Annotated in this window: 22 protein-coding genes; 9 read left to right on the plus strand and 13 right to left on the minus strand. The window is 71.3% G+C overall.

Translation table 11 applies throughout. The features are described from left to right. Positions 1-84 precede the first annotated feature (84 nt). A complete protein-coding gene (locus ACZ39I_RS02020) occupies positions 85-480 on the minus strand; it encodes an excalibur calcium-binding domain-containing protein (RefSeq protein WP_467241796.1) in 396 nt (131 codons plus the stop codon). A gap of 177 nt (positions 481-657) precedes the next feature. Next, positions 658-1149 (minus strand): excalibur calcium-binding domain-containing protein, encoded by a 492-nt coding sequence (locus ACZ39I_RS02025; protein ID WP_467241797.1) that lies wholly within the window; start codon positions 1147-1149, stop codon positions 658-660. Positions 1150-1299: 150 nt separating this feature from the next. Between ACZ39I_RS02025 and ACZ39I_RS02030 the strand changes: the two genes are divergently transcribed. Then, positions 1300-2226 (plus strand): oxidoreductase, encoded by a 927-nt coding sequence (locus ACZ39I_RS02030; RefSeq protein ID WP_467241799.1) that lies wholly within the window; start codon positions 1300-1302, stop codon positions 2224-2226. 4 nt (positions 2227-2230) lie between these two features. Here ACZ39I_RS02030 and ACZ39I_RS02035 read toward each other — a convergent pair whose 3' ends face one another. The 4 genes from ACZ39I_RS02035 to ACZ39I_RS02050 form a co-directional block, all read right to left on the minus strand. Then, a complete protein-coding gene (locus tag ACZ39I_RS02035; RefSeq protein ID WP_467241801.1) occupies positions 2231-2884 on the minus strand; it encodes a LysE family translocator in 654 nt (217 codons plus the stop codon). 170 nt (positions 2885-3054) lie between these two features. Next, the gene (gene nirD, locus ACZ39I_RS02040) at positions 3055-3405 is read right to left on the minus strand and encodes a nitrite reductase small subunit NirD (RefSeq protein WP_352383697.1); all 351 of its coding nucleotides are present in this window, start codon (positions 3403-3405) and stop codon (positions 3055-3057) included. Then, positions 3402-6005 carry a nitrite reductase large subunit NirB gene (gene nirB / locus ACZ39I_RS02045; RefSeq protein ID WP_467241804.1) on the minus strand — a complete coding sequence of 868 codons (2604 nt, stop codon included), beginning with the start codon at positions 6003-6005 and terminating at the stop codon, positions 3402-3404. The genes nirD and nirB overlap by 4 nt, the downstream gene beginning before the upstream one ends. Continuing rightward, positions 6005-7219, minus strand: a complete 1215-nt coding sequence (locus ACZ39I_RS02050; protein ID WP_467241806.1) for an NAD(P)/FAD-dependent oxidoreductase — start codon at positions 7217-7219, stop codon at positions 6005-6007. The genes nirB and ACZ39I_RS02050 overlap by 1 nt, the downstream gene beginning before the upstream one ends. A 419-nt stretch (positions 7220-7638) precedes the next feature. On the opposite strand from ACZ39I_RS02050, the gene cpt reads away from it, so the two are divergent. Further along, a complete protein-coding gene (cpt, locus tag ACZ39I_RS02055) occupies positions 7639-8184 on the plus strand; it encodes a chloramphenicol phosphotransferase CPT (RefSeq protein ID WP_467241808.1) in 546 nt (181 codons plus the stop codon). Here cpt and ACZ39I_RS02060 read toward each other — a convergent pair. Next, positions 8168-8794: a class F sortase gene (locus ACZ39I_RS02060; protein ID WP_467241810.1), complete on the minus strand. Its 627-nt coding sequence runs from the start codon at positions 8792-8794 to the stop codon at positions 8168-8170. The genes cpt and ACZ39I_RS02060 overlap by 17 nt on opposite strands. 112 nt (positions 8795-8906) lie before the next feature. After that, a complete protein-coding gene (locus ACZ39I_RS02065; protein ID WP_467241811.1) occupies positions 8907-9428 on the minus strand; it encodes a hypothetical protein in 522 nt (173 codons plus the stop codon). Positions 9429-9704: 276 nt separating this feature from the next. On the opposite strand from ACZ39I_RS02065, the gene ACZ39I_RS02070 reads away from it, so the two are divergent. Continuing rightward, a complete protein-coding gene (locus ACZ39I_RS02070; protein ID WP_467241813.1) occupies positions 9705-10286 on the plus strand; it encodes an NADPH-dependent FMN reductase in 582 nt (193 codons plus the stop codon). A gap of 67 nt (positions 10287-10353) precedes the next feature. On the opposite strand, the gene ACZ39I_RS02075 is transcribed toward ACZ39I_RS02070, so the two are convergent. Next, a complete protein-coding gene (locus ACZ39I_RS02075) occupies positions 10354-12009 on the minus strand; it encodes a M4 family metallopeptidase (protein WP_467241816.1) in 1656 nt (551 codons plus the stop codon). Positions 12010-12162: 153 nt separating this feature from the next. Here ACZ39I_RS02075 and ACZ39I_RS02080 point away from each other — a divergent pair, with 153 nt between their 5' ends. Next, complete coding sequence (locus ACZ39I_RS02080) at positions 12163-12585, plus strand: gamma-glutamylcyclotransferase family protein (RefSeq protein WP_467241818.1); 423 nt, start codon at positions 12163-12165, stop codon at positions 12583-12585. A gap of 229 nt (positions 12586-12814) precedes the next feature. Here ACZ39I_RS02080 and ACZ39I_RS02085 read toward each other — a convergent pair whose 3' ends face one another. Next, positions 12815-14896 carry a molybdopterin oxidoreductase family protein gene (locus tag ACZ39I_RS02085; RefSeq protein WP_467241820.1) on the minus strand — a complete coding sequence of 694 codons (2082 nt, stop codon included), beginning with the start codon at positions 14894-14896 and terminating at the stop codon, positions 12815-12817. Between the two features lie 114 nt (positions 14897-15010). Next, positions 15011-15697, minus strand: coding sequence for a SanA/YdcF family protein (locus ACZ39I_RS02090; protein WP_467241822.1), 687 nt, complete (start codon positions 15695-15697; stop codon positions 15011-15013). A gap of 235 nt (positions 15698-15932) precedes the next feature. Here ACZ39I_RS02090 and ACZ39I_RS02095 point away from each other — a divergent pair, with 235 nt between their 5' ends. The 5 genes from ACZ39I_RS02095 (at position 15933) to ACZ39I_RS02115 (ending at position 22783) form a co-directional block, all read left to right on the plus strand. Next, positions 15933-16706 carry a sirohydrochlorin chelatase gene (locus ACZ39I_RS02095; RefSeq protein WP_467241824.1) on the plus strand — a complete coding sequence of 258 codons (774 nt, stop codon included), beginning with the start codon at positions 15933-15935 and terminating at the stop codon, positions 16704-16706. Positions 16707-16748: 42 nt separating this feature from the next. Further along, entirely contained in the window at positions 16749-17990 is a 1242-nt protein-coding gene (locus tag ACZ39I_RS02100) for a deoxyguanosinetriphosphate triphosphohydrolase (RefSeq protein ID WP_467241826.1), read from the plus strand. Between the two features lie 156 nt (positions 17991-18146). Further along, positions 18147-19412 carry an NAD(P)/FAD-dependent oxidoreductase gene (locus ACZ39I_RS02105; protein WP_467241828.1) on the plus strand — a complete coding sequence of 422 codons (1266 nt, stop codon included), beginning with the start codon at positions 18147-18149 and terminating at the stop codon, positions 19410-19412. Between the two features lie 29 nt (positions 19413-19441). After that, positions 19442-21346: a DNA primase gene (gene dnaG, locus ACZ39I_RS02110; RefSeq protein WP_467241830.1), complete on the plus strand. Its 1905-nt coding sequence runs from the start codon at positions 19442-19444 to the stop codon at positions 21344-21346. A 147-nt stretch (positions 21347-21493) separates the two neighbouring features. After that, positions 21494-22783 carry an RNA polymerase sigma factor gene (locus ACZ39I_RS02115; protein WP_467241832.1) on the plus strand — a complete coding sequence of 430 codons (1290 nt, stop codon included), beginning with the start codon at positions 21494-21496 and terminating at the stop codon, positions 22781-22783. A gap of 34 nt (positions 22784-22817) precedes the next feature. On the opposite strand, the gene ACZ39I_RS02120 is transcribed toward ACZ39I_RS02115, so the two are convergent. Both ACZ39I_RS02120 and ACZ39I_RS02125 read right to left on the minus strand, forming a co-directional pair. Next, positions 22818-24746 (minus strand): ABC transporter ATP-binding protein, encoded by a 1929-nt coding sequence (locus ACZ39I_RS02120; RefSeq protein WP_467241834.1) that lies wholly within the window; start codon positions 24744-24746, stop codon positions 22818-22820. Beyond that, the gene (locus ACZ39I_RS02125; RefSeq protein ID WP_467241838.1) at positions 24746-26479 is read right to left on the minus strand and encodes an ABC transporter ATP-binding protein; all 1734 of its coding nucleotides are present in this window, start codon (positions 26477-26479) and stop codon (positions 24746-24748) included. The genes ACZ39I_RS02120 and ACZ39I_RS02125 overlap by 1 nt, the downstream gene beginning before the upstream one ends. Positions 26480-26511: the final 32 nt, after the last annotated feature.

Genomic DNA, 26511 nt, shown 5'->3' on the forward strand with positions numbered 1-26511 from the left:
CCTCATCCGATGGGCGGCGGTTCCGGATCACGAAGAGAGGGGGGCGCCCTGTGCGGGGGTGCCCCCCTCTCCCGTGTCCGCGCCTCAGCGGGTGGCGCGGCGCCTGCGGGCCGACGACACCAGCGCACCGCCGGTGAGCAGGACGGCCGAGCCCGCGGCGGCGAGGTACACGGTGGTGTCGCCCCCGCTGCCGGTCTCGGCGAGGTGCGTGCCCTTCTTGCCGGTGTCCTCGGCCGCCGCCTTGTCGTCGTGGGCCTTGAAGCCCGCCGGCGGCCGGTCGCAGGCGATGCCGTCGCCGTCCCGGTCGAGATGGCTGCCGTAGTGCTCGTCGCCCTCCGGGATGTTCGCGTAGCCGGCGGCGTACGCCTCGGAGCAGTTCTCGAACGGGTGGTCACCGTCGTGTGCCGAGGCGGCGCCCGGCAGCACGGCCAGCGCCAGCGCGGCGACGACGACGGCGCCGGGCTTGCGGAGCAGGTTCACAGCAGGTCCTTCCGGGTTCATGGTGATATCCGCGCACATGATCAAGAAGTGACGATCAGCCGGATATGAGGTGACGAACCTAGTGAGGAGCGGATGCGGTGTCGGCGACATGAGAAACCCGTGATGCGAACGTGACGTGACCGGAAGGTAACTCTCCGCAAGATCGACGCCCATGGTTCAGCTGTCGCAGGCCACCCCGTCGTTGTCCCGGTCCAGGTGGGAGGCGTACCCCGGCTCACCGCGGTGGATGGGGGCGGCGCCGGCGGCGCGGGCCTCGGAGCAGTTGGCGTAGGAGACGCTGTCCGAGCCCTGGTCGGACCCGGAGTCGGGGTCCGCCTCGGCCTGTGCCGTGACCGTCCGGGTGACCTTGACCGTCTTGGTGGCGGTCACGGTCGGTGCCGGTTCCGGCTCGGGGGTCGCCGTGGCCGTTGCGGTCGTCGTCACGGTCACCGTCGGCTGCGGTTTGGCGGCGGCCGGCTTCGCGTCACTCGCCGTCTTGTTCTGGTCGTCGCCGCCGCCGCCGCTGCCTATGCCGACGCCGAGGAAGAGGGTGAGCGCGAGGGCGGGCAGGACGTACCGCTTGCGGGCCCACTTGGGGGCGGGTCGGGAAGTGGACGGAGGTGCCGGCTGCCACTGCGGTGCGGGCTGGGTGTCGTACGGGTTGGCCATGTCGTCCCCCTGGAGGCGTTACGTGAGGGGATGACCGTATTCCGGGTGTGGCATTTGTGGAGACGAAGTGTTCATTCCGTGACCATTGCATGTCAGGCGGTGGTGACGGAACGGATTACATCCGGTGCGCCGGGCTCGTAGGGTGGGGTCATGTCAGGCTGGAGCGCCGAGGATGTCCCCGAACAGGGCGGACGCGTGGCCGTCGTCACCGGGGCCAACAGTGGTATCGGGTACGTCACCGCCCGGGAGCTCGCCCGCAGGGGCGCCCACGTGGTGCTCGCGTGCCGCAGCGAGAGGCGGGGCACCGAGGCCCGGGGCCGGCTGCTCAGTGAAGTCCCGGGCGCGGACGTGGGGTTCGGCCGCCTGGACCTCGGGGACCTGGCCTGTGTGCGGCGGTTCGCGGCGGACCTGCCCCACGACCGCCTCGACCTGCTGATCAACAATGCCGGCGTGATGGCACTGCCGTACGGCACGACGGCGGACGGCTTCGAGACCCAGTTCGGCACCAACCACCTGGGCCACTTCGCGCTGACCGGCCTGCTGCTGCCGACGCTTCTCACGACACCGGCCGCGCGCGTCGTGACCGTCTCCAGCACGGCGCACGTGCTGGCCAACATCGACATCGACGACCTCAACAGCGAGCGCCGCTACCGGCGTTGGGTCGCCTACGCCCGCTCCAAGACCGCCAACCTGCTCTTCGTCCACGAACTGGCCCGCAGGCTGGGGGCTCACGGCTCGGACGTGATCGCCGCGGCGGCGCACCCGGGGTACGCGGCCACCAATCTCCAGACGGCGGGCCCGAAGATGGCCGGCCGCAGGGCGGCGGAACGCTTCATGCGGGTCGGCAACCGCTTCTTCGCCCAGTCCGCCGACGCCGGGGCCCTGCCCACCCTCTACGCCGCCACCGCCCCCGGCGTCCTCCCGGACTCCTTCACCGGCCCGTCGTGGGCCGGGTGGCGCGGTGCCCCGGTCCCCTCCTGGCGGGCCCCCTGGACCCGCGACGACCAGGCGGCCCAACGCCTTTGGACCGCCTCGGAGGAGCTCACCAGGGTGACGTACGACGCCCTGAAAGCCTGAGTCCTCAGTCCTTGCGGCCGGTCACCGCCACCGTCACACCCAGCCCGATCATGGTCAGCCCGCCGACCCCGCCCACCAGGGACAGGCGGCGCGGCGAGCGGGCGAACCAGCCCCGCGCGGTCGCCGCGACCAGCCCCCACACGGCGTCGGAGATCAGCGCGATGACGTTGAACACCAGCCCGAGCAGCAGCATCTGTGCGGTCACATGTCCCTGGCCGCGGTCCACGAACTGCGGCAGTACGGCGGCGAAGAACACGATGGTCTTGGGGTTGGTCACCCCGACCGCGAACCCCTCCCCGAACGTGCGCAGACCACCGTGCCCCGCCGCCGCGGCCGCCGTCACGTCCTCGGCGAACGCTGCGCGCAGCGAGCCGCGTCCGCGCCACGCCTTGACGCCCAGGTACACGAGGTAGGCGGCACCGGCGAGCTTGAGCGTGGTGAAGACCAGCACCGAGCGCTCCACGACCGAGCCGACCCCGAACGCCACGGCGAGCACCAGCACGTACGCGCCGACCGTGTTCCCGGCCACCGTGGTCAGGGCGGCCCGCCGGCCCTGCGCGAGCGCCCGGCCGATCACGAACAGCACGCTGGGTCCGGGCACCACGATCAGCAGGCAGGACATGGCCGCGAAGGCGAGAAGACGGTCGGTGGGCACCATGCCGTCCATGCAAGCACGGGGGCCCGGCGCCCTCCAGGGGATTTCCGCCGACGGTTCACCGTGTGCCGCTTCTCGGAGGCATCGGAGCCCTCGGCGGACACGGGGAAGGCCCCCGCCGGAGCAGGGGCCCAGCCTCGGCCGTGGGCCGTGAAACGGCCGTCGTGACCCCGTTACGCCGCCCGCACCTCGTACGTCGTGATCCTGACCGACTCGTCGTCCAGGCACTGCCCGGTCTCCAGGTCGAACCGCTGCTTCAGCAGCGGTGAGGCCACGAACGGGCGGCCCTGGTGGGTGCCGGTCAGGCCGCGGGAGAGGACCGCCGCGCCGCCGAAGGGGTCGCGGTTGTCGATGGCGTACAGATTGCCCGCGCGGTCGCGGAACAGGGCCGCCTGCCGACCGTCGGGCAGCAGGGCCGCCACCCCCCGGCCGGGGAGCAGGCGGGCCAGCTCGCAGACCGCGAACCAGTCGCCGTTCAGCTGGAGTTCGACCTTGAGGTCGGTGGTCTCGAGTGCCAGGGTCATCGCTGGGCGCTTCCTTCCAGGGGACGGTGGCCGATGGTCAGCAGCGGCAGGTCGGGCTTGATCTGCTCGCGCTCGGGGACGAAGCCGACGACCGGGTCGGGGGTGTCCGGGGCGTTCACGAAGGACACGAACCGGGCGAGCTTCTCGGGGTCGTTGATGGTGGTCGCCCACTCGTCGGCGTAGTGCGCCACGTGGGCCGCCATCAGGGACTCCAGCTCCTCGCAGATGCCGAGGGAGTCCTCCACGACCACGTCACGGACGTGGTCCAGGCCGCCGGGGATGCGCTCCAGCCAGGTCGAGGTGCGCTCCAGCCGGTCCGCGGTGCGGATGTAGAACATCAGGAACCGGTCGATCAGCTTGATCAGTTCGGCGTCGGTGAGGTCCTGGGCCAGCAGGTCCGCGTGGCGCGGGGTCGCGCCGCCGTTGCCGCCGACGTAGAGGTTCCAGCCGTTGGAGGTGGCGATCACGCCGAAGTCCTTCGACTGGGCCTCGGCGCACTCGCGGGCGCAGCCGGAGACCGCCGACTTGAGCTTGTGCGGGGAGCGCAGACCGCGGTAGCGCAGCTCCAGGTCGATCGCCATGCGGACCGAGTCCTGGACGCCGTAGCGGCACCAGGTCTGGCCGACACAGGACTTCACCGTACGCAGCGACTTGCCGTAGGCGTGTCCGGACTCGAAGCCCGCGTCCACCAACCGGGTCCAGATGAGGGGGAGTTGCTCGACGCGCGCGCCGAACATGTCGATCCGCTGACCGCCGGTGATCTTCGTGTAGAGGCCGAAGTCGCGGGCGATCTCACCGATCACGATGAGGCCCTCGGGGGTGATCTCACCGCCGGGGATGCGGGGGACGACCGAGTAGGAGCCGTTCTTCTGGATGTTGGCGAGGAAGTGGTCGTTGGAGTCCTGGAGGGAGGCCTGCTCGCCGTCCAGGACGTAGTTGCTCGCGCCGATCGTCGGGGCGAGGGAGGCGATGATCGAGCCGACCGCCGGCTTGCAGATCTCGCAGCCGTCGCCGCCCTTGGCACCGTCGCGGCCGTAGCGGTCCAGCAGGTCCTGGTAGGTGTTGATGCGCAGGGCGAGGACGATCTCGTAGAGCTCCTCGCGGGTCTGCGAGAAGCAGCCGCACAGGCCCTTGTCGACCTCGACGCCGGACGCCTCCAGCTCCGCGGTGACCAGCTGGCCGAGCACCTTGACGCAACTGCCGCAGGTCGTACCGGCCTTGGTGCACTTCTTCACCTCGGGCACGGTGGTGCAGTTGTGCTCGGTGACCGCGCCGCGGATCGTGCCCTTGGTGACGTTGTTGCAGGAGCAGATGATCGCGTCGTCCGGCAGCGCGGTCGGGCCGAGCTGGACGGACTCCCCGGCCCCGGCCGGCAGGACCAGCGACTCGGGCTTGACCGGCGGGACCGAACCGGTGAACGCCTTCAGCGTGCCGTACGCCTCCGCGTCGCCGACCAGGATGCCGCCGAGCAGCGTGCCGTCGCGGCCGATGACGAGCTTCTTGTACAGGCCCGCGCGGGAGTCGGAGTAGACGACGTCCAGGCAGTCCGCGGTCGCGCCGTGCGCGTCACCGAAGGACGCCACGTCCACGCCGAGCAGCTTCAGCTTGGTGGAGAGGTCGGCGCCCAGGAAGGCGGCCTCGTCGGAGGCGATGGTCGCCGCCGCCGTCTCGGCCTGCTCGTAACCGGGGGCCACCAGGCCGTACACCCGGCCGTCGGCGGCCAGCGCGCACTCGCCGATCGCGAAGACGTGCGGGTCGGCGACCGTACGGCACTGCTCGTCGACCGCGATGCCGCCGCGCTCGCCGACCGTGAGGCCGCAGTCGCGGGCCAGCTGGTCGCGGGGGCGGACACCGGCGCTGAACACCACCAGCTCGGTGGCGAGTTCGCTGCCGTCGGAGAGCTTCATGCCGGTGACGGCACCGGCCTCGTCGACCACGATCTCCTGCGTGCCCACTCCGGTGTGGACGCTCAGGCCCATCTCCTCGATGGTGCGCAGCAGCGCCGCGCCACCGCCCTCGTCGACCTGCACCGGCATCAGCCGCGGCGCGAACTCCACGATGTGGGAGGTCAGTCCGAGACCCTTCAGTGCGCCGGCCGCCTCCAGGCCGAGCAGACCGCCGCCGACCACGGCACCGGTGGTGCGGGTCTTCGCGTACTCCTCGATGGCGAGGAGGTCCTCGATCGTGCGGTAGACGAAGCAGCCCTTGGCGTCCTTGTTCGGGACCGGCGGCACGAACGGGTACGAGCCGGTGGCCAGGACGAGGGTCTCGTACGCGAAGACCTGCCCGGACTTCGCGGTGACCTTCTTCGCCTCGCGGTCGACCGCGACGGCCGGGTCACCGACGTACAGCTCGATGCCGTGCGTCTCGATGAACTCCATGTCCGTCACGGACAGTTCCTCGGGCGTCTTGCCCGAGAAGTACGAGGTGAGCGCGACGCGGTCGTACGCGGGACGCGGCTCCTCGCACAGCACGACCACGCGGTGCGTGGCGGTCATGCCGCGCTCGGCGAGCGCTTCGAGGAAGCGCTGGCCGACCATGCCGTGGCCGACGAGCACGATCGTGGGGGTGGCCTCCATGGCCTCCAGGTTGGCGGTCATCAGGAGCCTCCATCGTTGGTGAGCAGGTGGAGCAGCGGTCCGCCGGCGGAGGGCAGCGGCTCTGCTCCCTCCCAGGCGCGGGCGAGCGCGCCGACGGTGCCGAGTTCGCCGACGAGGACCCCGCCGACCAGGCGGTCGTCGCGGACGACGACCTTGCGGTAGGTGCCGCGGGTGGCGTCCGTGAGCTGGACGACGTCGTCGCCCGGGAGCGCCTCGGTCTCGCCGAACGCGGCCAGGTCGAAGGCGGTCTGTCCGGCGAGCGTGAGCCGGGTCAGCGAACGGGTACCGGTGTAGCGGGCGTTCGTTCGGCCGGAGAGCAACTCGGCCAGTGCGTCGGCCTGTTCCAGGGCCGGGGTGGCGAGGCCGTAGACGTTGCCGTCGTGCTGGGCGCAGTCGCCGATCGCGTGGATGTGCGGGTCGGAGGTGCGCAGTTCGTCATCGACGACGATCCCCTTGCGGACGTCGAGGCCCGCGGTCTGCGCCAGACCGATACGGGGGTGGACCCCGCAGGCCAGGACCACGATCTCGGCGTCCAGGGCGTATCCGTCGGCCATCTCGACCGAGCGGACCGCGCCGCCGACACAGCGCACGTCACGCACGCGCAGATCGGTGTGGACCTCGACGCCGAGGTCCCCGAGGTGGCGCCGGACGAGCTTGGACGCGCTCGGGTCGAGCTGGCGCTCCATCAGCCGCTCGGACTGCTGGGCCAGGATGACCTGGGCGCCGCGCTGGGCGAGCGCGCGGGCCGCGGAGACCCCGAGGAGCCCGCCGCCGATCACGACCGCCTTCACTCCCGGCCGGACCGCCTCGGACAGACCCAGGCAGTCGTCCATGGTGCGGAAGGCGTGGACGCCCCGCGGCAGCTCGTGGTCGGCGGTGAACAGGCCGCGCAGCGGCGGCAGTACCGGGTTCGAGCCGGTGGCCAGAACCAGCCGGTCGTATGCGATCTTCGAACCGTCCGCGCACTCGACGGTCCGTGCCCCGCGGTCGATGCAGGTGACCCGGGCACGGGTCAGCGCGGCCGGCGTCGGGAGCGCGATCACGTCGGGGGTGTACCGTCCGGCCAGCACCTCGGCGAGGAGCACCCGGTTGTACGGGCGGTGCTCCTCCTCGCCGATCAGCGTCACGGGCGTGCCGAGCTCGCCGAGCCGCCGGGCGAGCCGGACGCCCGCGAGCCCGGCGCCGATCACCACCACACGCGTATTCGAGGTCATGTCCACGAGCGTGCGTTGCGGGTGTTACCCGACCGCATCACCTCTGTTTCCCGCGAGGAACGCTGCCCTCAGCTGGGGCCGGGGGCGGGTGTGAGGGTTCGGGGCGCGCGGCGGGGGTGCGCTGTGAGGACGTCGTCCCCCGGGCGGGCCGGGTGGGTGGGACCTGCATGTATCCCGCAGCCCGGGGCCGCGATCACGCCCGACGGGCCGCTGACCGCGATCCGGTCCCGCTGCCCGGCCTCCCGGCCGCCGGGGTCGTCGGCTGCCGCACCGGCGCGGGAGCACCGGCGAGGTCCGCTCGACCGGGCGCCGTCCGGTCGCAGCCGGCCGCCGCGCCGGCCGCCCCGAGGGCCCTCGTCCTCGCACAAGTCGCGGATATTGCGTACGAACAACGGCTCCCCCGGCGCTACCGTGACGCCGTGACGACTCAGGTGATCGTGCTCAACGGCGGCTCCAGTGCGGGCAAGACAGCCATCGCCCGCTCCCTACAGGCCGTGCTGCCCGAGCCGTGGCTGGCCTTCAGCATCGACGACTTCGTCGACTCGATGCCCCCCGCCCTGCAGGAGTCGGACGCGGGCCTGGAGATCACGGCGGACGGCGGGGTGAGCGTGGGGGCGGACTTCACGCGGCTGGAGGCGGCCTGGATGGCGGGCCTCGCCGCGACCGCCCGCGCGGGTGCCCGGGTCGTCGTCGACGACGTCTTCCTCGGCGGTCCGCACTCCCAGGAACGCTGGCGACACGCCCTGGCCGGACTGGAGGTCCTGTGGGTCGGCGTGCGCTGCGAGGCCGCCGTCGCCGCGGGCCGCGAGCTCGCGCGGGGCAACCGGGTCCCGGGGATGGCCGAGAAGCAGGCGGAGAGCGTCCACCAGGGCGTGGTCTACGACATCGAGGTCGACACCAGCCGCACCGGGTCCCAGGACTGCGCGCGCATCATCGCCGAGGCGGTCGTCAGCGGCTCCCCGTGAGGTGCGCGAACACCACCACGTTCCCCCGGTAACCGGTCGAGCGCGAGTAGCCCCCGCCGCAGGTGATCACCCGCAGCTCGGGCCGCTTCGCGGCGCCGTACACCTTCTCGTCGGGGAAGTCCTTCGCGTCGTACACCTCGACCGCGTCCACCGTGAACACCGCGACGCTTCCGTCGCGCCGGTCCACCTCGATCGCGCTGCCCCGGCGCAGGGCACCGAGGTCGTAGAAGACGGCGGGTCCTTCGGCGTTGTCGACGTGCCCGGCGACGATCGCGGTGCCCGTCTCACCGGGGGCGGTGCCGGCCTCGTACCAGCCGGCGAGGTTCTTCTTCGCGGCGGGCGGCACGTCGAGGCTGCCGCTCGCCGTCAGGGCCAGGGCCGTCAGCGGCGCGTCCACACGGATCGCGGGGATACGGACACGGTCGGGCGGGGACGGCGGCAGGGCGGGCGCGGCGGACCGCCCGCTGTCCCCGCCCGCGTGCGCCTCGGCGGCCGACGGCTGCGGCGGGGGGTGCGTTTCGGCGCCGCTGCGCAGCAGCCACGCCCCGCTGCACAGGGCCATCACGGTGACGCCCGCTATGGCGGTGTTGCCGAAGCTGCGGTTGCGCACAGGAGCCTCCTCTACGGCTGGCCTGCCCGTCCCCCTCCGGGCCGCGAGGGGCGTCGGACCCGGAGGGGGAGGGGACATGCGGTACCGGCGGACGGACAGCGGAGGGTGTCCGTCAGATCCCGTCGCCTCTCGCCCGGCGATGCAGGAGCCAGGTACCGCCCGCGGCGGCGACGGCGAGAGCCGCCACGCCGGCCGCGGTCTGCACGGGATCGGGGCCCAGAGCGCCACCGACCCCCGTCTTCACACTTCCCCTGGGATACACCGGCTGACGCTGGGACGTCAGCGTGACCATCAGGTCACCGGTCACCCGCCGGTCGCCCTGCGCACAGGTCGCGACGATCTCGTACGTCCCCGGCTGCGCGCTCGGCGGCACCCGGAACTGCCCGATCGCGTCACCCTCGTGCGTGCCGGGCGCCAGCGTGAAAGTGCCCGCGCCCACCGCGCTGGCGTCCCCCGCCGCCGTACCGCCGTCCCCGCACGCCGCCGTGTTCACGGTGACCTGCCCGCCCGGCACCACGGAGGACGGGAACACCTCGAGCCCGCCCGTGTCCCCGGCGTACGCGGGCGCACAGACGAGGCCCGCGGCGGCGACGGCGAGCGCGCTGCCGGTCAGCAGGCGGGTGGTGCGGCGCATGGTGCTCCTTCGAGCTCTCGGAGGGTCCCTGTGCCTTCGAGGTAAGTGGCAGTGGGCCGAGTCCGCTCCCTGAGAGCACGTCAGAAATGCGGTGAATGGGTGTCAGATCGCTGTGCCCCGGGCCGGGTCGGCCGGAGTTTCAGCAGGTCATCGCCGTGCGGCGGGCAGGTCGCGGAAGAGAACCCGAAGGGCGCAGGGTGCGCGTGTGAACGGGTGACCCATCGGCCGCGGTCCGCGCTTGACCTCAACTTTGGTCGAGGTATCAGGCTGTCCCTCATGCAGACAGACACCGCACCTCTCCGCGTCACCCTGGTCATCGGCAGCAACCGCCACGGCCGCTTCGGTCCCGTGGTCGCCGACTGGCTCCTCGACCGACTCCGCGACCGCGACGACCTGGTCGCGGACGTCGTGGACGTGGCCGAGGCCGACCTGCCCATGTCCATGGCCCCGACCCCCGGGGCGGCCGCCGCACTCGCCTCGGTGACCCCCAAGCTCGCCTCGGCGGACGCCTTCGTCGTCCTCACCCCCGAGTACAACCACAGCTACCCGGCCGGCCTGAAGAACCTGATCGACTGGCACTTCACGGAGTGGCAGGCCAAGCCGGTGGCCCTCGTCTCCTACGGCGGCATCTCGGGCGGCCTGCGAGCCGTCGAGCACCTGCGCCAGGTCTTCGCCGAACTGCACGCGGTGACGGTCAGGGACACGGTGAGCTTCCACAACGCGGGGGGCGCCTTCACCGACGGCCGCCCGAAGGACCCGTCGGGCCCGGACGCGGCAGCCAAGACGATGCTGGACCAGCTGGTGTGGTGGGGGAGGGTGCTGAGGGCGGGGAGGGCCGACCAGCCCTACGGCAAGTGACGCTTTCCGGGTCCGACGGGAACGGCCGCCCCGGAATCCGGGGCGGCCGTGTCTCACGCGAGGGCTCTCAGTTCACGTTCACCGCGCTCCAGGCCGCCGCCACCGCGTTGTACTCCGTGCTGCCCGCGCCGTACAGGTCCTTCGCCGCGTTCAGGGTGGCCGTCCGTGCCCCCGCGTAGTTCGTCGAGGACGTCATGTAGACCGTCAGCGCCCGGTACCAGATGGCGCCCAGCTTGTCGCGGCCGATGCCGGTGACCGTGGAGCCGTTGGAGGTGGGGGAGTTGTAGCTGACGCCGTTGATGGTCTTGGGTCCGCTGCCCTCCGCCAGCAGGTACGCGAAGTGGTTCGCGACGCCGGAGGAGTAGTGGACGTCGAGGTTGCCGACCGAGCTGCTCCAGGAGTCCGCGGAGCTGCCGTCCTTGGAGGGCTTGTCCATGTAGCGCAGGGCGTCCCGTCCGAAGCCGGAGCGGACGATCTTCTCACCGATCAGATAGTCGCCGGCGTCCGAGGAGTTGGCCGCGTAGAACTCCACCAGCGTGCCGAAGATGTCGGAGGTCGCCTCGTTCAGCCCGCCCGACTCGCCCGAGTACGTCAGCGCCGCCGTCTTCGAGGTCACGCCGTGCGACATCTCGTGGCCGGCCACGTCCAGCGACACCAGCGGACCGAGCTGCGTCCCGTCACCGTCGCCGTACGTCATGCAGAAGCAACTGTCGTCCCAGAACGCGTTGTTGTAGTTGTTGCCGTAGTGGACGCGGTTGTAGGAGCCCTTGCCGTCCCCGCCGATCCCGTTCCGCCCGTGGACCTTCTTGTAGTAGTCCCAGGTGACGTCGGTCCCGTACTGCGCGTCCACCGCCGCCGTGGCGCGGTCGGACGTCGCCCCCGTGCCCCAGTGGTTGTCCGCGTCGGTGAACAGCGTCGCGGGCGCCCGGCTGAAGCAGATGTTCAGGAAGCACAGGTCGGTCTTGTTGGCCGCGTCGCCGGTGTACGTGTTCCCGCGCGTCGCGTCCTTGAGCTGGTACGACGACCCCGACTGCGTCGTCTCCACCGCGACCGTGCCGCTGTACAGCGACTTCCCGTCCCCGGCGGCCTGCTCGATGCTGTCCCAGGCGTCGATCTGCGCACCCGTGCGGGCGTCCGTGAGGACGGTGCGCGCGACCGGGTTGCCGAGGGAGTCCTGTGCGACGGCGTCGGTCCGCCAGGCCAGCTTCGGCGCCCCGTGCAGCGCGTCGACGACCAGCTGCGGCTTGGCGGTCAGCTTCTTCAGCGTCTCGCCGAGGTTGGCCGCCTTCAGCGCGTTCGCCGCGAGGTCGGCCGCCTTCGGGGCGGACAGGGCCGGAGTGACGCTCGACAGGGAGATCGCGCTCCTCGTGGCGCGCGAGGAGCTCTTGTACGCCCCGTCCGGCGCCAGGTGGACCACGAAGTCGCCGCCCAGCACGGGGAGTTGGCGGTACGTACGGTCGTAGCGGACGTGCTGTGTGCCGTCGGCGTCGACGATCACGTCCCGGACCTTGGTGCCCTGGGCGGAGGTGAGCCCCAGCGCCGGGGCCCGGTCGGCCAGGACGGAGGCGGCGTTCTCGAGCGCGGTGGCCCTGGTCGGCCTGTCTGCCGCACCGGCGGCGGGGGAGAGGGCGGCGGCCAGCAGGGTGGCGGCGGTGGCGGCCACTCCGGCGGTGGCGAGACGACGGGAACGGGCACCTCGGACGTACGGCCGTATCCGACTCATCGGTCTCCTCTGAAAGGCGCCAACGGGGCGCGTGGGGGTGGCGCGGACGTTGTCGAAGATTTAAGAGGTCATGACAAGCCGTGTCCATACCGCGTCACGTGCAGATGTGAGGGAGGAGAAAAGGGGGAGAGAAGGGAGGAGAGAATCATTTCTGTGACCCCTGCGAGACTCCCGTTCTTCGTCTACGGCACCCTCCGCCCCGGCGAGGCCAACCACGACCTCTTCCTGCGCGGCCGTATCAGCTCCGAGGAACCGGGCCGCCTCACCGGCGCGCTGCTGTACGACGGGCCCGGCTATCCGTACGCCGTCGAGGGGGCCGGGGGAGAGGTCATGGGGGAACTCGTCACCCCGCGGGCCGACGCCTACGCCGAACTCCTGGCCGTCCTCGACGAGTTGGAGGAGTACACCCCGGGCGACCCGCGCAACCTGTACGAACGGGTCGCACGCGAGGTGACCAGGACGGCCGACGGCAGGGCCGTGCGCGCGTGGGTGTACGTGGCCGCGCCCTGCGTCGCCGCCCGTCTGCGCACCCGCGGCAGACTCATCGAGAGCGGCGACTGGCTGTCCCGCCGCTGAGCGGTGCGAGCCGTGCGGGCTGAGTGCGTGAGCGGCCCGCACGGGGGCCACGGCCGGCCTCGACCGTCGCCGTCGGCCCTGACGAGAGGGCGCCGCCCCGGCGCACGGGCTCGGTGTCCACCCTGGCCCACCGGCTCGGCGTCCACCCCGGCGCACAGCCCCCGTGCACCACCGCAGCCCACGCCCAGCGGCTCACCTCCACCCCCGCGAGCCAACAGCCGCACACCGCCTACGACTTGACCGCCTCCACCCGCACCGCGCACGCCTTGAACTCCGGCATTCGGGATGTCGGGTCCAGTGCCGGGTTGGTGAGGGTGTTGGCGCGGCCCTCGCCGTACCAGTGGAAGGGCATGAAGACCGTGTCGGGCCGGATGCCGAGCGTGATGCGGGCCGGTGCCACGGCCCGTCCGCGCCGCGAGACGACGGCCACCGGGTCGCCCTCGGCCGCCCCGAGCCGCTCCGCGAGCCGCGGGTGCAGCTCCACGAACGGGCCCGGCGCCGCGGCGTTCAGCTCGTCCACGCGGCGGGTCTGCGCGCCGGACTGGTACTGGGCCACGACCCGCCCGGTCGTCAGCAGCACCGGGTACTCCGCGTCGGGCTCTTCCGCGATCGCCCGGTGCGAGACGGGGACGAAGCGGGCCCGGCCGTCGGGGTGGGCGAAGCGGTCCAGGAAGAGGCGGGGGGTGCCGGGGTGCACCGCCGTGTCCTCGGTCGGGCACGGCCAGAACACCCCGTTCTCCTCCGCCAGCCGCCGGTAGGTGATCCCGGAGTAGTCGGCCGGGCCGCCCGCGCTCGCCCGGCGCAGTTCCTCGAAGACCTCCTCGGGGTCGGTCGGGAAGCCCTTCTCCACCCCGAGCCGGTCGGCGAGTTCGTGCATGACGTCCAGGTCGCTGCGGATGCCGTCCGGCGGCGTGATCGCCTGCCGGCGCAGCAGCACCCGCCCCTCCAGGTTGGTCGTCGTGCCCGTCTCCTCGGCCCACTGCGTGACCGGCAGGACCACGTCCGCGAGGGCCGCCGTCTCCGACAGCACGACGTCACAGACGGCCAGGAAGTCCAGGGACTTGATGCGCTCCTCGATGTGCGCGGCGTGCGGCGCCGACACCACCGGGTTGGAACCCATCAGCAGCAGCGACTTGATGTCCGTGCCGAGCGCGTCGAGCAACTCGTAGGCGCTGCGCCCCGGTCCGGGCAGCGAGTCGGGGTCCACGCCCCACACCTCGGCGACATGAGCCCGCGCCGCCGGGTCGTCCAGCTTGCGGTAGCCGGGCAACTGGTCGGCCTTCTGGCCGTGTTCGCGCCCGCCCTGTCCGTTGCCCTGCCCGGTGAGACAGCCGTAGCCGCTGTACGGTCGTCCCGCCCGCCCGGTCGCCAGGCACAGGTTGATCCAAGCGCTCACGGTGTCGGTGCCCTTGGACTGCTGCTCGGGCCCGCGCGCGGTGAGCACCATCGCGGACTCCGGCTCGCAGAACATCCGTACCGTCTCCCGGAGTTGGGGCACCGGCACGCCGGTGATCCGCTCCACGTACTCCGGCCAGTGGGCCATCGCGGCGGCCCGCGCGTCCTCCCAGCCGGCCGTGCGCTCGCTGACGTACTCCTCGTCGACCAGGCCGTCCGCCACCACCAGGTGCAGCAGCCCGAGCGCGAGGGCGAGGTCCGTGCCGGGCCGGGGCATCAGATGCAGGTCGGCCTGCTCGGCGGTCTTGGTGCGGCGCGGGTCGATGACGATCAACGTGCCGCCGTTCTCCCGCAGTTCGGTGAAGAACCGCAAGGACGGCGGCATGGTCTCGGCGAGGTTCGAGCCGACGAGGATCACACAGCCGGACTTCGGGATGTCCTCCAGCGGGAAGGGCAGCCCGCGGTCCAGGCCGAACGCCTTCATACCGCCGGCCGCCGCGGACGACATGCAGAAGCGCCCGTTGTAGTCGATCTGCGAGGTGCCGAGGACGACTCGCGCGAACTTGCCGAGCGTGTACGCCTTCTCGTTGGTGAGGCCGCCCCCGCCGAAGACCCCGCACGCGTCCGGGCCATGCTCCGTGCGCGTGCGGGACAACTCCTCGGCGATCCGGTCCAGTGCCTCGTCCCAGGTGGCGGGCACGAGTGTGCCCCCGGAGCGCACCAACGGGGAGGTCAGACGCACCCGGGACGAGAGCACCGCGGCCGCGGTGCGGCCCTTGCCGCACAGCGCCCCCCGGTTCACCGGGAAGTCCCCGCGCTCGCTCACCTCGACGGTCCCGTCCGGAACGGGGGTCAGGTTCATGCCGCACTGCAGGGCGCAGTACGGGCAGTGCGTGGGCGTCACGGAGTTCTGCATGTATTTCAGCGTGCGTCGGCCGTGTTACGCCGGGGGAGGCTCCGTGTTACGCGCCCAAGACGGCGACCTCCCCCGTGACACCCCCGTGCGGTGAGGAACACGGCCCGCCCGAGGTCAGTGCGCCGAGGCCAGCGCGTTCGCCACGCCCGGTTCCTTCGGTCCCAGGAACCGCGGGTCCGGCCGGAACACCACGTCCACGGCCGCCTTGCCGGCCGCGAAGAGCTCCCGCGTACCGCCGTAGTACCAGGTGGCGTTGTGCTTGCCGGCCACGGCGACGCCGTACGACGTGATGCCCGCCGCCTGGCACAGCGCGACCGCGCGCCGGATGTGGAACCCCTGACTGATGAGGACCGCCCTGTCCACGCCGAAGATCTTCTTGGCGCGGACGCACGAGTCCCAGGTGTCGAAGCCGGCGTAGTCGCTGACGATCCGGGTGTCCGGGACGCCGTGCCGCGTCAGATAGGCGCGCATGGCGTCGGGCTCGTCGTAGTCCTCGCGGCTGTTGTCACCGGTGACGAGGACGACGTTGATCCGCCCGTCCCGGTACAGCGTCGCCGCCGCGTCGAGCCGGTGGGCGAGATACGGCGAGGGCTCGCCGTCCCACAGCCCGGCACCGAAGACCACGGCCACCTCGGTGCGGGGCGCGTCGGCCGTCGTCCGCAGCCGGCCGTCCGTCGCGACGTACATCCAGGTGGATGGCAGCAGCGCCAGCACACACCCCGCCATCACGGCCTGCACGAGCCTGCGCCGCCCGGTACGCGTGCGTGGCAGACGCGGTCCGCGTACCCTCGGCAGTCGCATCGGACGGCCCCTCCCGGTCGGTTGTTCGACAAGCAGAGACGTGTCGGCAGGCCGATCGGTTCGTCCGCCGGCGCGTGACCACGCTCACTCCTGAGAGCGAACCCCCAGGTCATGGCACGGGTCATGGCACAGGTCATGACGCCTCACATCCTGCCGCCCGCCCGCGTGAACCGTTGGAAAGGACGCGTCATTGCCAGGAAACGGGGAGGCAATCTCCGGCCGCGACCATCGATCCATGAACCGGATCAGCAGCCAGCCCAGTCTCGTCTCCCTCGACGACAGGCGCCGCGCCGAGCCGCCCGCGCTCGTCCTGGTGGCCCACGGCAGCCGTGACCCGCGCACCCTGAAGACGGTTCACGAACTCCTCGACCAGGTCCGCGAGCAGCGCCCCGGCCTGCCGGTGCACCTGGGCCACATCGAACTCAACGAGCCGCTGCTCCCGGACACGCTGGCGTCCCTGGGCACGGCGGAGGCGGTCCTGGTCCCGCTCCTGCTCTCCCGCGGCTACCACGTGAAGCGCGACATCCCGGAGATGGCGACGGCCTCCGCGGCACGCACCCGCGTGGCCGCCCCGCTGGGCCCGCACCCGCTGCTGGTGGAGACCCTGCACGCCCGCCTGACCGAGGCGGGCTGGAGCACGGACGAGGAGACTCGCCGTACCAGTGCGGTGGTCCTCGCGGCGGCGGGCTCCCGCGACCCGGACTCGGCCGTGGACACCCGCCGCACCGCTCACCTCCTGTCGGACCGCCTGGGCGTCCCCGTAATCCCGGCCTACGCCTCCGCGGCGACCCCGACGGTCGACACCGCGATCCGCGCACTGGCGGCGCGAGGCCGCGACAGGGTGGCGGTGGCGTCGTACTTCACGGCGCCGGGCCTGTTCGCGACCCAGTGCGCGCAGAAGGCGCCGTGGATCGCCTCGGCCCCCCTGGGCACGCACCCCGCGATGGCGGACCTGGTCCTGCACCGCTACGACCGGGCATGGGCGCGGCAGGCGACCGCGGCTGCCTGAGGGAGCAGGCGAATTGTCAGTCCGTGCCCGTACTGTCGAGGCATGCCGTACGACCTGCAGTCAACCGAACGCTGGGCCCCAGAACCCGACAAGCGCCCCGGCCGCACCGCCTTCCAACGCGACCGCGCCCGCATCCTCCACTCCGCCGCGCTCAGAAGGCTCGCCGGCAAGACCCAGGTCGTCACCCCGGGAACCCTCAGCCAGGCGTGGGACGCCAGCCCCCGCACCCGTCTCACCCACTCCCTGGAATGCGCCCAGGTGGGCCGGGAACTCGGCTCGGCCCTCGGCTGCGACCCCGACCTGGTGGAGGCCGCCTGTCTCGCCCACGACCTCGGCCACCCTCCCTTCGGCCACAACGGCGAACAGGCACTCAACGAATTCGCCGACGACTGCGGCGGCTTCGAGGGCAACGCCCAGTCCCTGCGGCTCCTGACCCGCATCGAGCCCAAGCGCTTCACCGAGGAGGGGTCGGTGGGGCTGAACCTCACCAGGGCCACCCTCGACGCGGCCACCAAATACCCCTGGCCCCGCGGAGGGCACCCGTCCCGCAAGTTCGGCGTCTACGAGGACGACCGCCCCGTCTTCGACTGGATCCGCAAGGACGCCCCCGGCGCCCTCACGACCTTCGAGGCCCAGGTCATGGACTGGTCCGACGACGTGGCCTACTCGGTCCACGACGTCGAGGACGGTCTGCACGCGGGCCACATCGACCCCAACTGCCTGCACGCCGAACCGGAACGCCGGGCGGTCTTCGAGGTCGCTCTCGGCAGGTACGTCCCCGAGGACACCGACCCCGCCGAACTCGCCGCGGCACTGGACCGCCTCCAGGAGCAGCCGTGGTGGCCGCACGGCTACGACGGCTCGGCCGTGGCCCAGGCCCGCCTCAAGGACGCCACCAGTCAGCTCATCGGCCGCTTCTGCCTGTCCGCCGAGGCCGCCACGCGCGAGCGGTACGGCACCGGAAGACTCACGAGGTACGGCGCCGAACTCGTCGTACCGCACGAGACCCGCCTGGAGTGCGCGGTCCTCAAGGCCGTCGCCGACCGGTACGTCATGCAGCGAGCCGAGCAGGAGCGGCTGCGGGCCGACCAGCGGATCGTGGTCGCCGAACTCGCCGAGGCGCTCACCGCCCGCGCCCCGGACGGCCTCGACCCGCAGTTCCGCGCGCTGTTCGACCGGGCGTCCGACGACCGCGCGCGCAAGCGGGTGATCGTCGACCAGATCGCGTCCCTCACCGACGCGTCGGCGCGTTCGCTTCACGCCCGTCTCACGGACCGCCTGTGATGCTTGCGGGACAGAAGTCATGCGGAGAAGTCCGGAGTGACATGAATCGTGCCCGAATGTGACCCTCCGTGGCCTGATCGGGCCACTCCCCCTTCCCCCATCACGCTCCGTGCGGGAGGCTCCCATGGGGGCGGCACCCTTACGAGGAGGAACCAAGTGGTCGACGCGGATCAGACTTTTGTCATCGTGGGAGGAGGTCTCGCCGGCGCCAAGGCGGCCGAGACACTCCGGACGGAGGGCTTCACCGGCCGCGTGATACTGATCTGCGACGAACGCGACCACCCCTACGAGCGCCCGCCGCTCTCCAAGGGCTACCTCCTCGGCAAGGAGGAGCGCGACAGCGTCTTCGTCCACGAACCCGCCTGGTACGCGCAGCACGACATCGAGCTGCACCTCGGCGAGACCGTGGACGCCATCGACCGTGCGGCGAAGACCGTCCGCTTCGGCGCGGACGGCACCGCCGTCCGCTACGACAAGCTGCTGCTGGCGACCGGCGCGGAGCCGCGCCGGCTGGACATCCCGGGGACCGACCTCGCGGGCGTCCACCATCTGCGCCGCCTCGCCCACGCCGAGCGCCTCAAGGGCGTCCTGGCCACCCTGGGCAGGGACAACGGCCACCTCGTGATCGCCGGCGCCGGCTGGATCGGCCTGGAGGTCGCGGCGGCGGCCCGGGAGTACGGCGCCGAGGTCACCGTCGTCGAGCCCCTGTCGACCCCGCTGCACTCCGTCCTCGGCCCCGAGCTCGGCAACCTCTTCGCCGAGCTGCACCGCGAGCACGGCGTCCGCTTCCATTTCGGGGCGAGGCTGACGGAGATCGTCGGGCAGGACGGCATGGTCCTCGCGGCCCGGACCGACGACGGCGAGGAGCACCCCGCGCACGACGTCCTCGCGGCGGTCGGCGCGGCCCCGCGCGTGGCCCTCGCCGAGGCGGCCGGGCTGGAGCTGGCGGACCGGGCGCACGGCGGCGGCATCGCCGTGGACGCACAACTGCGCACCTCCGACCCGGACATCTACGCGGCGGGCGACGTGGCCTCCTTCCACCACGCCCTCCTCGGCAACCGGCTGCGCGTCGAGCACTGGGCCAACGCGCTCAACGGCGGCCCGGCGGCGGCGCGCGCGATGCTGGGCCGCCAGGTGACGTACGACCGGGTGCCCTACTTCTTCTCCGACCAGTACGACCTGGGCATGGAGTACAGCGGCTGGGCGCCCCCCGGCTCGTACGACGAAGTGGTGATCCGGGGAGACGCCGGGAAGCGGGAGTTCATCGCCTTCTGGGTGCAGCAGGGCCGTGTGCTGGCCGGGATGAACGTCAACGTGTGGGACGTCACGGAGCCGATCCAGAACCTGATCCGATCCGGGGCTCAGGTGGACACGGAGGCGCTGGCGGACCCGCACGTTCCCCTCGTCAGCCTCGTCCCGTAGGTGTCAGTACCTCCCCGTAGACTTCACGCGTGGCAGGACGGATCAACGACGAGGACGTGAAGGCGGTACGGGACGCGGTCCCGATCGACGCCGTGGTGTCCGAGTACCTCCAGCTGCGCAACGCGGGCGGTGGCAACCTCAAGGGCCTGTGTCCCTTCCACGACGAGAAGTCGCCGTCCTTCCAGGTCAGTCCGAGCAAGGGCCTCTTCCACTGCTTCGGCTGCCAGGAGGGCGGCGACACCATCACGTTCGTGATGAAGGTCGACCACCTCACCTTCTCGGAGTCGGTCGAGCGCCTGGCCGCCCAGGCCGGCATCACCCTGCGCTACGAGGAGGGCGGCTACAACCCCTCCCACCAGCGCGGCGAGCGCATCCGCCTGGTCGAGGCGCACAAGATCGCCGCCGACTGGTACATGGAGCAGCTGGCCACCAGCCCGGAGGCCGACACCGGCCGCCAGTTCCTCGCCGAGCGCGGCTTCGACCAGGACGCGGCGCGGCACTTCTCCGTCGGCTACAGCCCCCAGGGCTGGGACCACCTCACCCGCTACCTGCGCGGCAAGGGCTTCACCGACAAGGAGATCCTCCTGTCCGGTCTGGCCCAGGAAGGCCGCCGCGGCCCCATCGACCGCTTCCGCGGTCGTCTCATGTGGCCCATCCGCGACATCGGCGGGGACGTCGTCGGCTTCGGCGCGAGAAAGCTCTACGAGGCGGACAACGGACCCAAGTACCTCAACACACCCGACACCGCGATCTACCGGAAGTCCCAGGTCCTCTACGGCATCGACCTCGCGAAGAAGGACATCGCCAAGTCCTCCCGCGCGGTCGTCGTCGAAGGCTACACCGACGTCATGGCCTGCCACCTCGCCGGCGTCACCACCGCCATCGCCACCTGCGGCACCGCCTTCGGCACCGACCACATCAAGATCCTGCGCCGGCTCCTCATGGACAACGGCTCGGCCCGCGTGATCTTCACCTTCGACGGCGACTCGGCCGGCCAGAAGGCCGCCCTGCGCGCCTTCGAGGACGACCAGAAGTTCGCCGCCGAGACCTACATCGCGATCGCCCCGGACGGCATGGACCCCTGCGACCTGCGCCTCGCCAAGGGCGACGACGCCGTCGCCGACCTGGTCGAACCCCGCACCCCGCTCTTCGAGTTCGCGCTGCGCCAGATCGTCGTCCGCTACGACCTCGACACCCCCGCCGGCCGCGCCGCCGCCCTGGACGAGGCCGCCCCGATCGTCGCCCGCATCAAGAACAGCGGCGCCCAGCACGAGGTCGCCGTCCAGCTCGCCGGCATGCTCGGCATCCTCGACACCCAGTTCGTGGTCAAGCGGGTGGCCCAGCTGGCCCGGTGGGCCCGCGACCGTGGCGGCAAGGGACCGGCCCCCTCGGGACGCGGCCCGCAGCAGCGGCAGTACGACACCGTCCACCGGCCCGCCGTCTCAGGCCCGGCCCTCACCCTGCGCAACCCCGTCTACGCCACCGAGCGCGAGCTGCTCAAACTCGCCCTGCAGCGCCCCGAACTGGTCTCCCCGGCCTTCGACGCGTACGGCATCGACGAGTTCACCGCCCCGCCCTACGCCGCCGTACGCCAGGCCATCATGGACGCCGGCGGCGCGGAGTACGGCGTCCAGGACTCCCAGGACTATCTCGTCCGGGTCCGCGAGGCCGCCCCCGACGACGCGGTCCGCGCGATGGTCACGGAGCTGGCCGTCGAGGCGATCATGCGGCGCACGGTCGACGAGAACTACGCCGGCGAACAACTGGTCACGGTCCGCCGCAGGGCCGTCGCCCGTCGGCTCACCGAACTCCAGGGCGTCCTGACCCGGCTCGGCCACATGGATCCGGCCCAGTCGGCCGCCGTCCAGAACGAGATGATGATCCTGACCCGCTACGACCGCGCCCTCCAGGACGAGGGCCCCTCCGCCCTCTGAGCCGTGCGCCACCCCTGATCAGCGGTTTCGCGTCCCGCAGGGCTGAGCACGCGCAGGGTGTAGTAACCACCCGGTCACGGACCGGACTCAAAAAGTCACCGCACGCCCCTCGTGGCGGTGATGTGTCGTACTCCACACTGGGTTCCGGTGCCTGAGTCCTCGGAGCGCGGCCGATCCGTCCCCAACGGGTCCCAGACCCCCGCGGTTCCGCTCATCGCGTACGGGACGGACAGCGGCGAGGCCGCCGACTCCGCCCCCGAAGTACCGCTGCCGCCCTCCTTGGCAGCGATCATCCTGGAGGTCGCCCCCGTGCAGACCCAGACCCTCACACAGACCCAGAACAGTACGGACGACACGACAGAGCAGGACGCCGAACCCGACGTTCTCGTCGCGGTGCCCCCGCAGAACCGTGTCGCGCACCACCCCGAGGCGGAACCGGACACCCCGCCCGCCGAAGTCCTCGCGAACGTGGAGACCGAACCGGTCGAACCGCCCGAGCCGCCCCGCGGCCGCGTAGACACCGGCGGCCCGTCCTCGGACCTGTTCCGCCAGTACCTGCGGGAGATCGGCCGCATCCCGCTGCTCACCGCGGCCGAGGAGGTCGACCTCGCCCGCCGGGTCGAGGCCGGTCTGTTCGCCGAGGAGAAACTGACCAACACCCCCGACCTGGACAGCCAGTTGGCGCTCGACCTGGACCGGCTGGTCGTGCTGGGCAGGATGGCCAAGCGCCGCCTCATCGAGGCGAACCTGCGGCTCGTCGTGTCCGTCGCGAAACGGTACGTCGGCCGCGGCCTGACCATGCTCGACCTGGTACAGGAAGGCAACCTGGGCCTGATCCGCGCGGTCGAGAAGTTCGACTACGCCCGCGGCTACAAGTTCTCCACCTACGCCACCTGGTGGATCCGCCAGGCCATGTCCCGGGCCCTCGCCGACCAGGCCCGCACGATCCGGGTCCCGGTCCACGTCGTCGAGTTGATCAACCGGGTCGTCCGCGTCCAGCGCCGCATGCTCCAGGAGCGCGGCTACGAACCGACCCCGGAAGAGGTCGCGAACCAGCTCGACCTCGCCCCGGAACGGGTCAGCGAGGTCCTGCGCCTGGCCCAGGAACCGGTGTCCCTGCACGCCCCCGTGGGCGAGGAGGACGACGTCGCCCTCGGTGACCTCATCGAGGACGGCGACGCGGCCTCACCGGTCGAGTCGGCGGCCTTCCTGCTGCTCAGGGAGCACCTGGAGGCGGTGCTGTCGACCCTGGGCGAGCGTGAGCGCAAGGTGGTCCAACTCCGGTACGGCCTGGCCGACGGGCGGGCGCGTACGTTGGAGGAGATCGGGCGGATCTTCGGAGTGACCCGGGAGCGGATACGGCAGATCGAGTCGAAGACTCTGAACAAGCTGCGGGATCACGCTTTCGCGGATCAGCTGCGGGGCTATCTGGACTGAGGAAAGGGGGCCGTTTCCCAACGGCCCCCTTCAGCTAGTCCACCTCCGCCACCGCCTGCGCGAACTGCGCCTTGTACAGGCGCGCGTACGCCCCGCCGGCCTCCAACAGGTCGGTGTGCGTGCCCTGTTCGACGATCGAGCCGTTCTCCATCACCAGGATGGTGTCCGCGTCGCGGATCGTCGACAGACGGTGCGCGATGACGAACGACGTGCGGCCGTGCGCCAGTTTGGCCATCGCCTTCTGGATCAGGACCTCGGTGCGGGTGTCCACCGAACTCGTCGCCTCGTCGAGGACCAGGATCACCGGGTCCGACAGGAACGCCCGGGCGATGGTGATGAGCTGCTTCTCACCCGCGCTCACCCCGCTGCCCTCGTCGTCGATCACGGTGTCGTAGCCCTCGGGCAGGGTCCGGACGAACCGGTCCGCGTGGGCCGCCCGGGCCGCCTCCTCGATCTCGCCCCGGGTGACCTCGCGCGAGGCGCCGTACGCGATGTTCTCCGCGATCGTGCCGCCGAACAGCCAGGTGTCCTGGAGGACCATGCCGATCCCGGCGCGCAGGTCGTCCCGGGACATCGTCGCGATGTCCACGCCGTCGAGCGTGATCCGGCCGCCCGAGACGTCGTAGAACCGCATGAGGAGGTTGACCAGGGTGGTCTTGCCGGCTCCCGTGGGGCCGACGATCGCGACCGTGTGTCCGGGTTCGACCTTCAGCGAGAGGTCCTCGATGAGCGGCTTCTCGGGCTCGTAGCGGAAGGAGACATGCTCCAGGGCGACCCGCCCGCGCAGTTCCTCGGGCTTCGCGCTCGGCATCGGGTCCGCCTCTTGCTCCTCCGCGTCCAGGAGTTCGAAGATCCGCTCGGCCGAGGCGACACCCGACTGCACGAGGTTCGCCATCGACGCCACCTGCGTCAGCGGCATCGAGAACTGCCGGGAGTACTGGATGAAGGCCTGCACGTCACCGATGGACAGCGAGCCGGAGGCGACCCGCAGCCCGCCGACGACCGCCACCAGCACGTAGTTGAGGTTCGAGACGAACATCATCAGCGGCTGCATGACCCCGCTGTTGAACTGCGCCTTGAACCCGGCCTCGTACAGCGCCTCGTTCTGCTCGGCGAACTGCGCCGCCGACTCCTCCTGGCGGCCGAACACCTTCACCAGGTTGTGCCCGGTGTACATCTCCTCGATGTGGGCGTTGAGCTTGCCCGTGGTGCGCCACTGCTGCACGAAGTGCGGCTGCGAACGCTTGCCCACGCGCGTGGCGACGACGAACGACAGCGGCACGGTGACCAGCGCGACCAGGGCCAGCAGCCAGGACACCCAGAACATCATCGCGAGCACGCCGATGATGGTGAGCAGCGAGTTGATCAGCTGGCCCATCGACTGCTGCAGGGTCTGGCCGATGTTGTCGATGTCGTTCGTGGCCCGGGACAGGACCTCGCCGCGCTGGCGCTTGTCGAAGTACGACAGCGGCAGCCGCGACATCTTCGTCTGCACGTCCTCGCGCATCCGGAACATCGTGCGGTTGACGGTCCGGTTGACCAGCCGCGTCGCCACGGCCATCAGCAGCCCCGCGACGAGGAACACCCCGACCGCGAACAGCAGGACATGGCCCACGGCGGTGAAGTCGATGCCCTCGCCGGGCGTGAAGTCGGTGCTGCGGAGCATGTCGGCGACCTGACCGTCGCCGCGCGCCCGCATCTGCGCGAGAACCTCTTCCTTGCTCGCGCCGGCCGGCATCTCCCGTCCGACGATGCCCGCGAAGACCAGGTCGGTGGCCTCGCCGAGGATCTTGGGCCCGACCACGTTCAGGCCGACGCTCAGCACGACGCAGAACAGCATCGCGTACAGGGTCAGCCGCTCCGGCTTGAACTGGGAGAGCAGCCGCCTGCCCGACACCTTGAAGTCGATCGACCGGTTCTCGGGACCGCCGCCCGCCATCATGCGCCCCATGGGCCCGGCCATCAGGCAGCCTCCGCTTCCGTGAGCTGGGAGAGCACGATCTCCCGGTAGGTCTCGTTGTCCGCCATCAGTTCGCGGTGGGTGCCGGTGCCGACGACCCGGCCCTCGTCGAGGACGACGATCCGGTCGGCCTCGCGGATGGTGGCCACCCGCTGCGCGACGATCACGACGGTCGCCTCCGAGGTCTCCTCGGCGAGCGCCGCGCGAAGGGCCGCGTCGGTCGCGTAGTCGAGGGCGGAGAAGGAGTCGTCGAAGAGGTAGATCTCCGGCCGCTGCACCAGCGTGCGCGCGATGGCGAGCCGCTGCCGCTGACCACCGGAGACGTTGGTGCCGCCCTGCGCGATGGGGGAGTCGAGGCCGTTCTCCAGTCCCTCGACGAAGCCCTTGGCCTGCGCCACCTCCAGCGCGTGCCACAGCTCCTCGTCCGTGGCGTCCGGATTGCCGTAGCGGAGATTGGTCGCCACGGTCCCCGCGAAGAGATACGGCTTCTGCGGCACGAGCCCGACGGTCTCGGCCAGCAGCACCGGCTCGATCTCGGCGACGGCCACCCCGTCGACGAGGACCTCGCCGTCGGTCGCGTCGAACAGCCGGGGGACGAGCCCCAGCAGGGTGGACTTGCCGCTGCCGGTCGAGCCGATCACGGCCGTCACCTCGCCGGGCCGGGCCACCAGGTCGATCGCCTTGAGCACCGGCTCCTCGGCGCCCGGATAGCGGAAGCCGGCGCCCCGGATCTCCAGATGTCCGTGCCGCCGCAGCTCGCGGACGGGGGCCAGGGGAGGCACCACGCTGGAGGAGGTGTCGAGGACCTCCTGGATGCGCTCGGCACAGACCTCCGCGCGCGGCACCATCATGAACATGAAGGTGGCCATCATCACGGACATGACGATCTGCATCAGATAGGCGAGGAACGCGGTCAGATCACCGATCTGCATCCCGCCGCTGTCGATCCGGTGGGCCCCGAACCACACCACCGCGATCGAGGACAGGTTCACCGTCGTCATGACCACGGGGAACATCAGCGCGAGCAGGTTGCCCGTCTTGAGGGAGATCTCCGTCAGATCGCTGTTCGCCTTCCGGAAGCGCTCCTCCTCGTACGAGTCGCGCACGAACGCCCGGATGACCCGGTTGCCGGTGATCTGCTCGCGCAGCACCCGGTTCACCGTGTCGAGACGCACCTGCATGGACCGGAACAGCGGTCGCAGCCGCCGTACGATCAACGTCACGCAGATGCCCAGCGTCGGCACCACGGCCACCAGCACCGCGGACAGCGGCACGTCCAGGCCGAGGGCCAGCACGATGCCGCCCACGCACATGATGGGCGCCGACACCAGCAGGGTGAACGTCATCAGGGCCAGCATCTGGACCTGCTGCACGTCATTGGTCGTACGGGTGATCAGCGTGGGCGCACCGAACTGGCCGACCTCGCGCGCCGAGAACGACTGCACCCGGTCGAAGACCGCCGCCCGCAGGTCCCGGCCGAGCGCGGCGGCGGTCCGGGCGCCGTAGAACACGGCCCCGATGTTGCACACCACCTGCGCCAGCGAGATGCCGATCATGAGAGCGCCGAAGCTGAGGATGTAGCCGGTGTCTCCGGTCACGACGCCGTGGTCGATGATGTCCGCGTTCAGCGTGGGCAGGTAGAGGGTGGCGCAGGTCTGCAGGAACTGCAGCAGCACCAGGATGGTGATGGGTTTCTTGTAGGGCCTGAGATAGGTCCGCAGAAGTCGTATGAGCACGCTACGTCTCTCGGAGTCGGCGACGGGGCGAG

Source organism: Streptomyces sp. NPDC024687 (genome assembly GCF_055559055.1).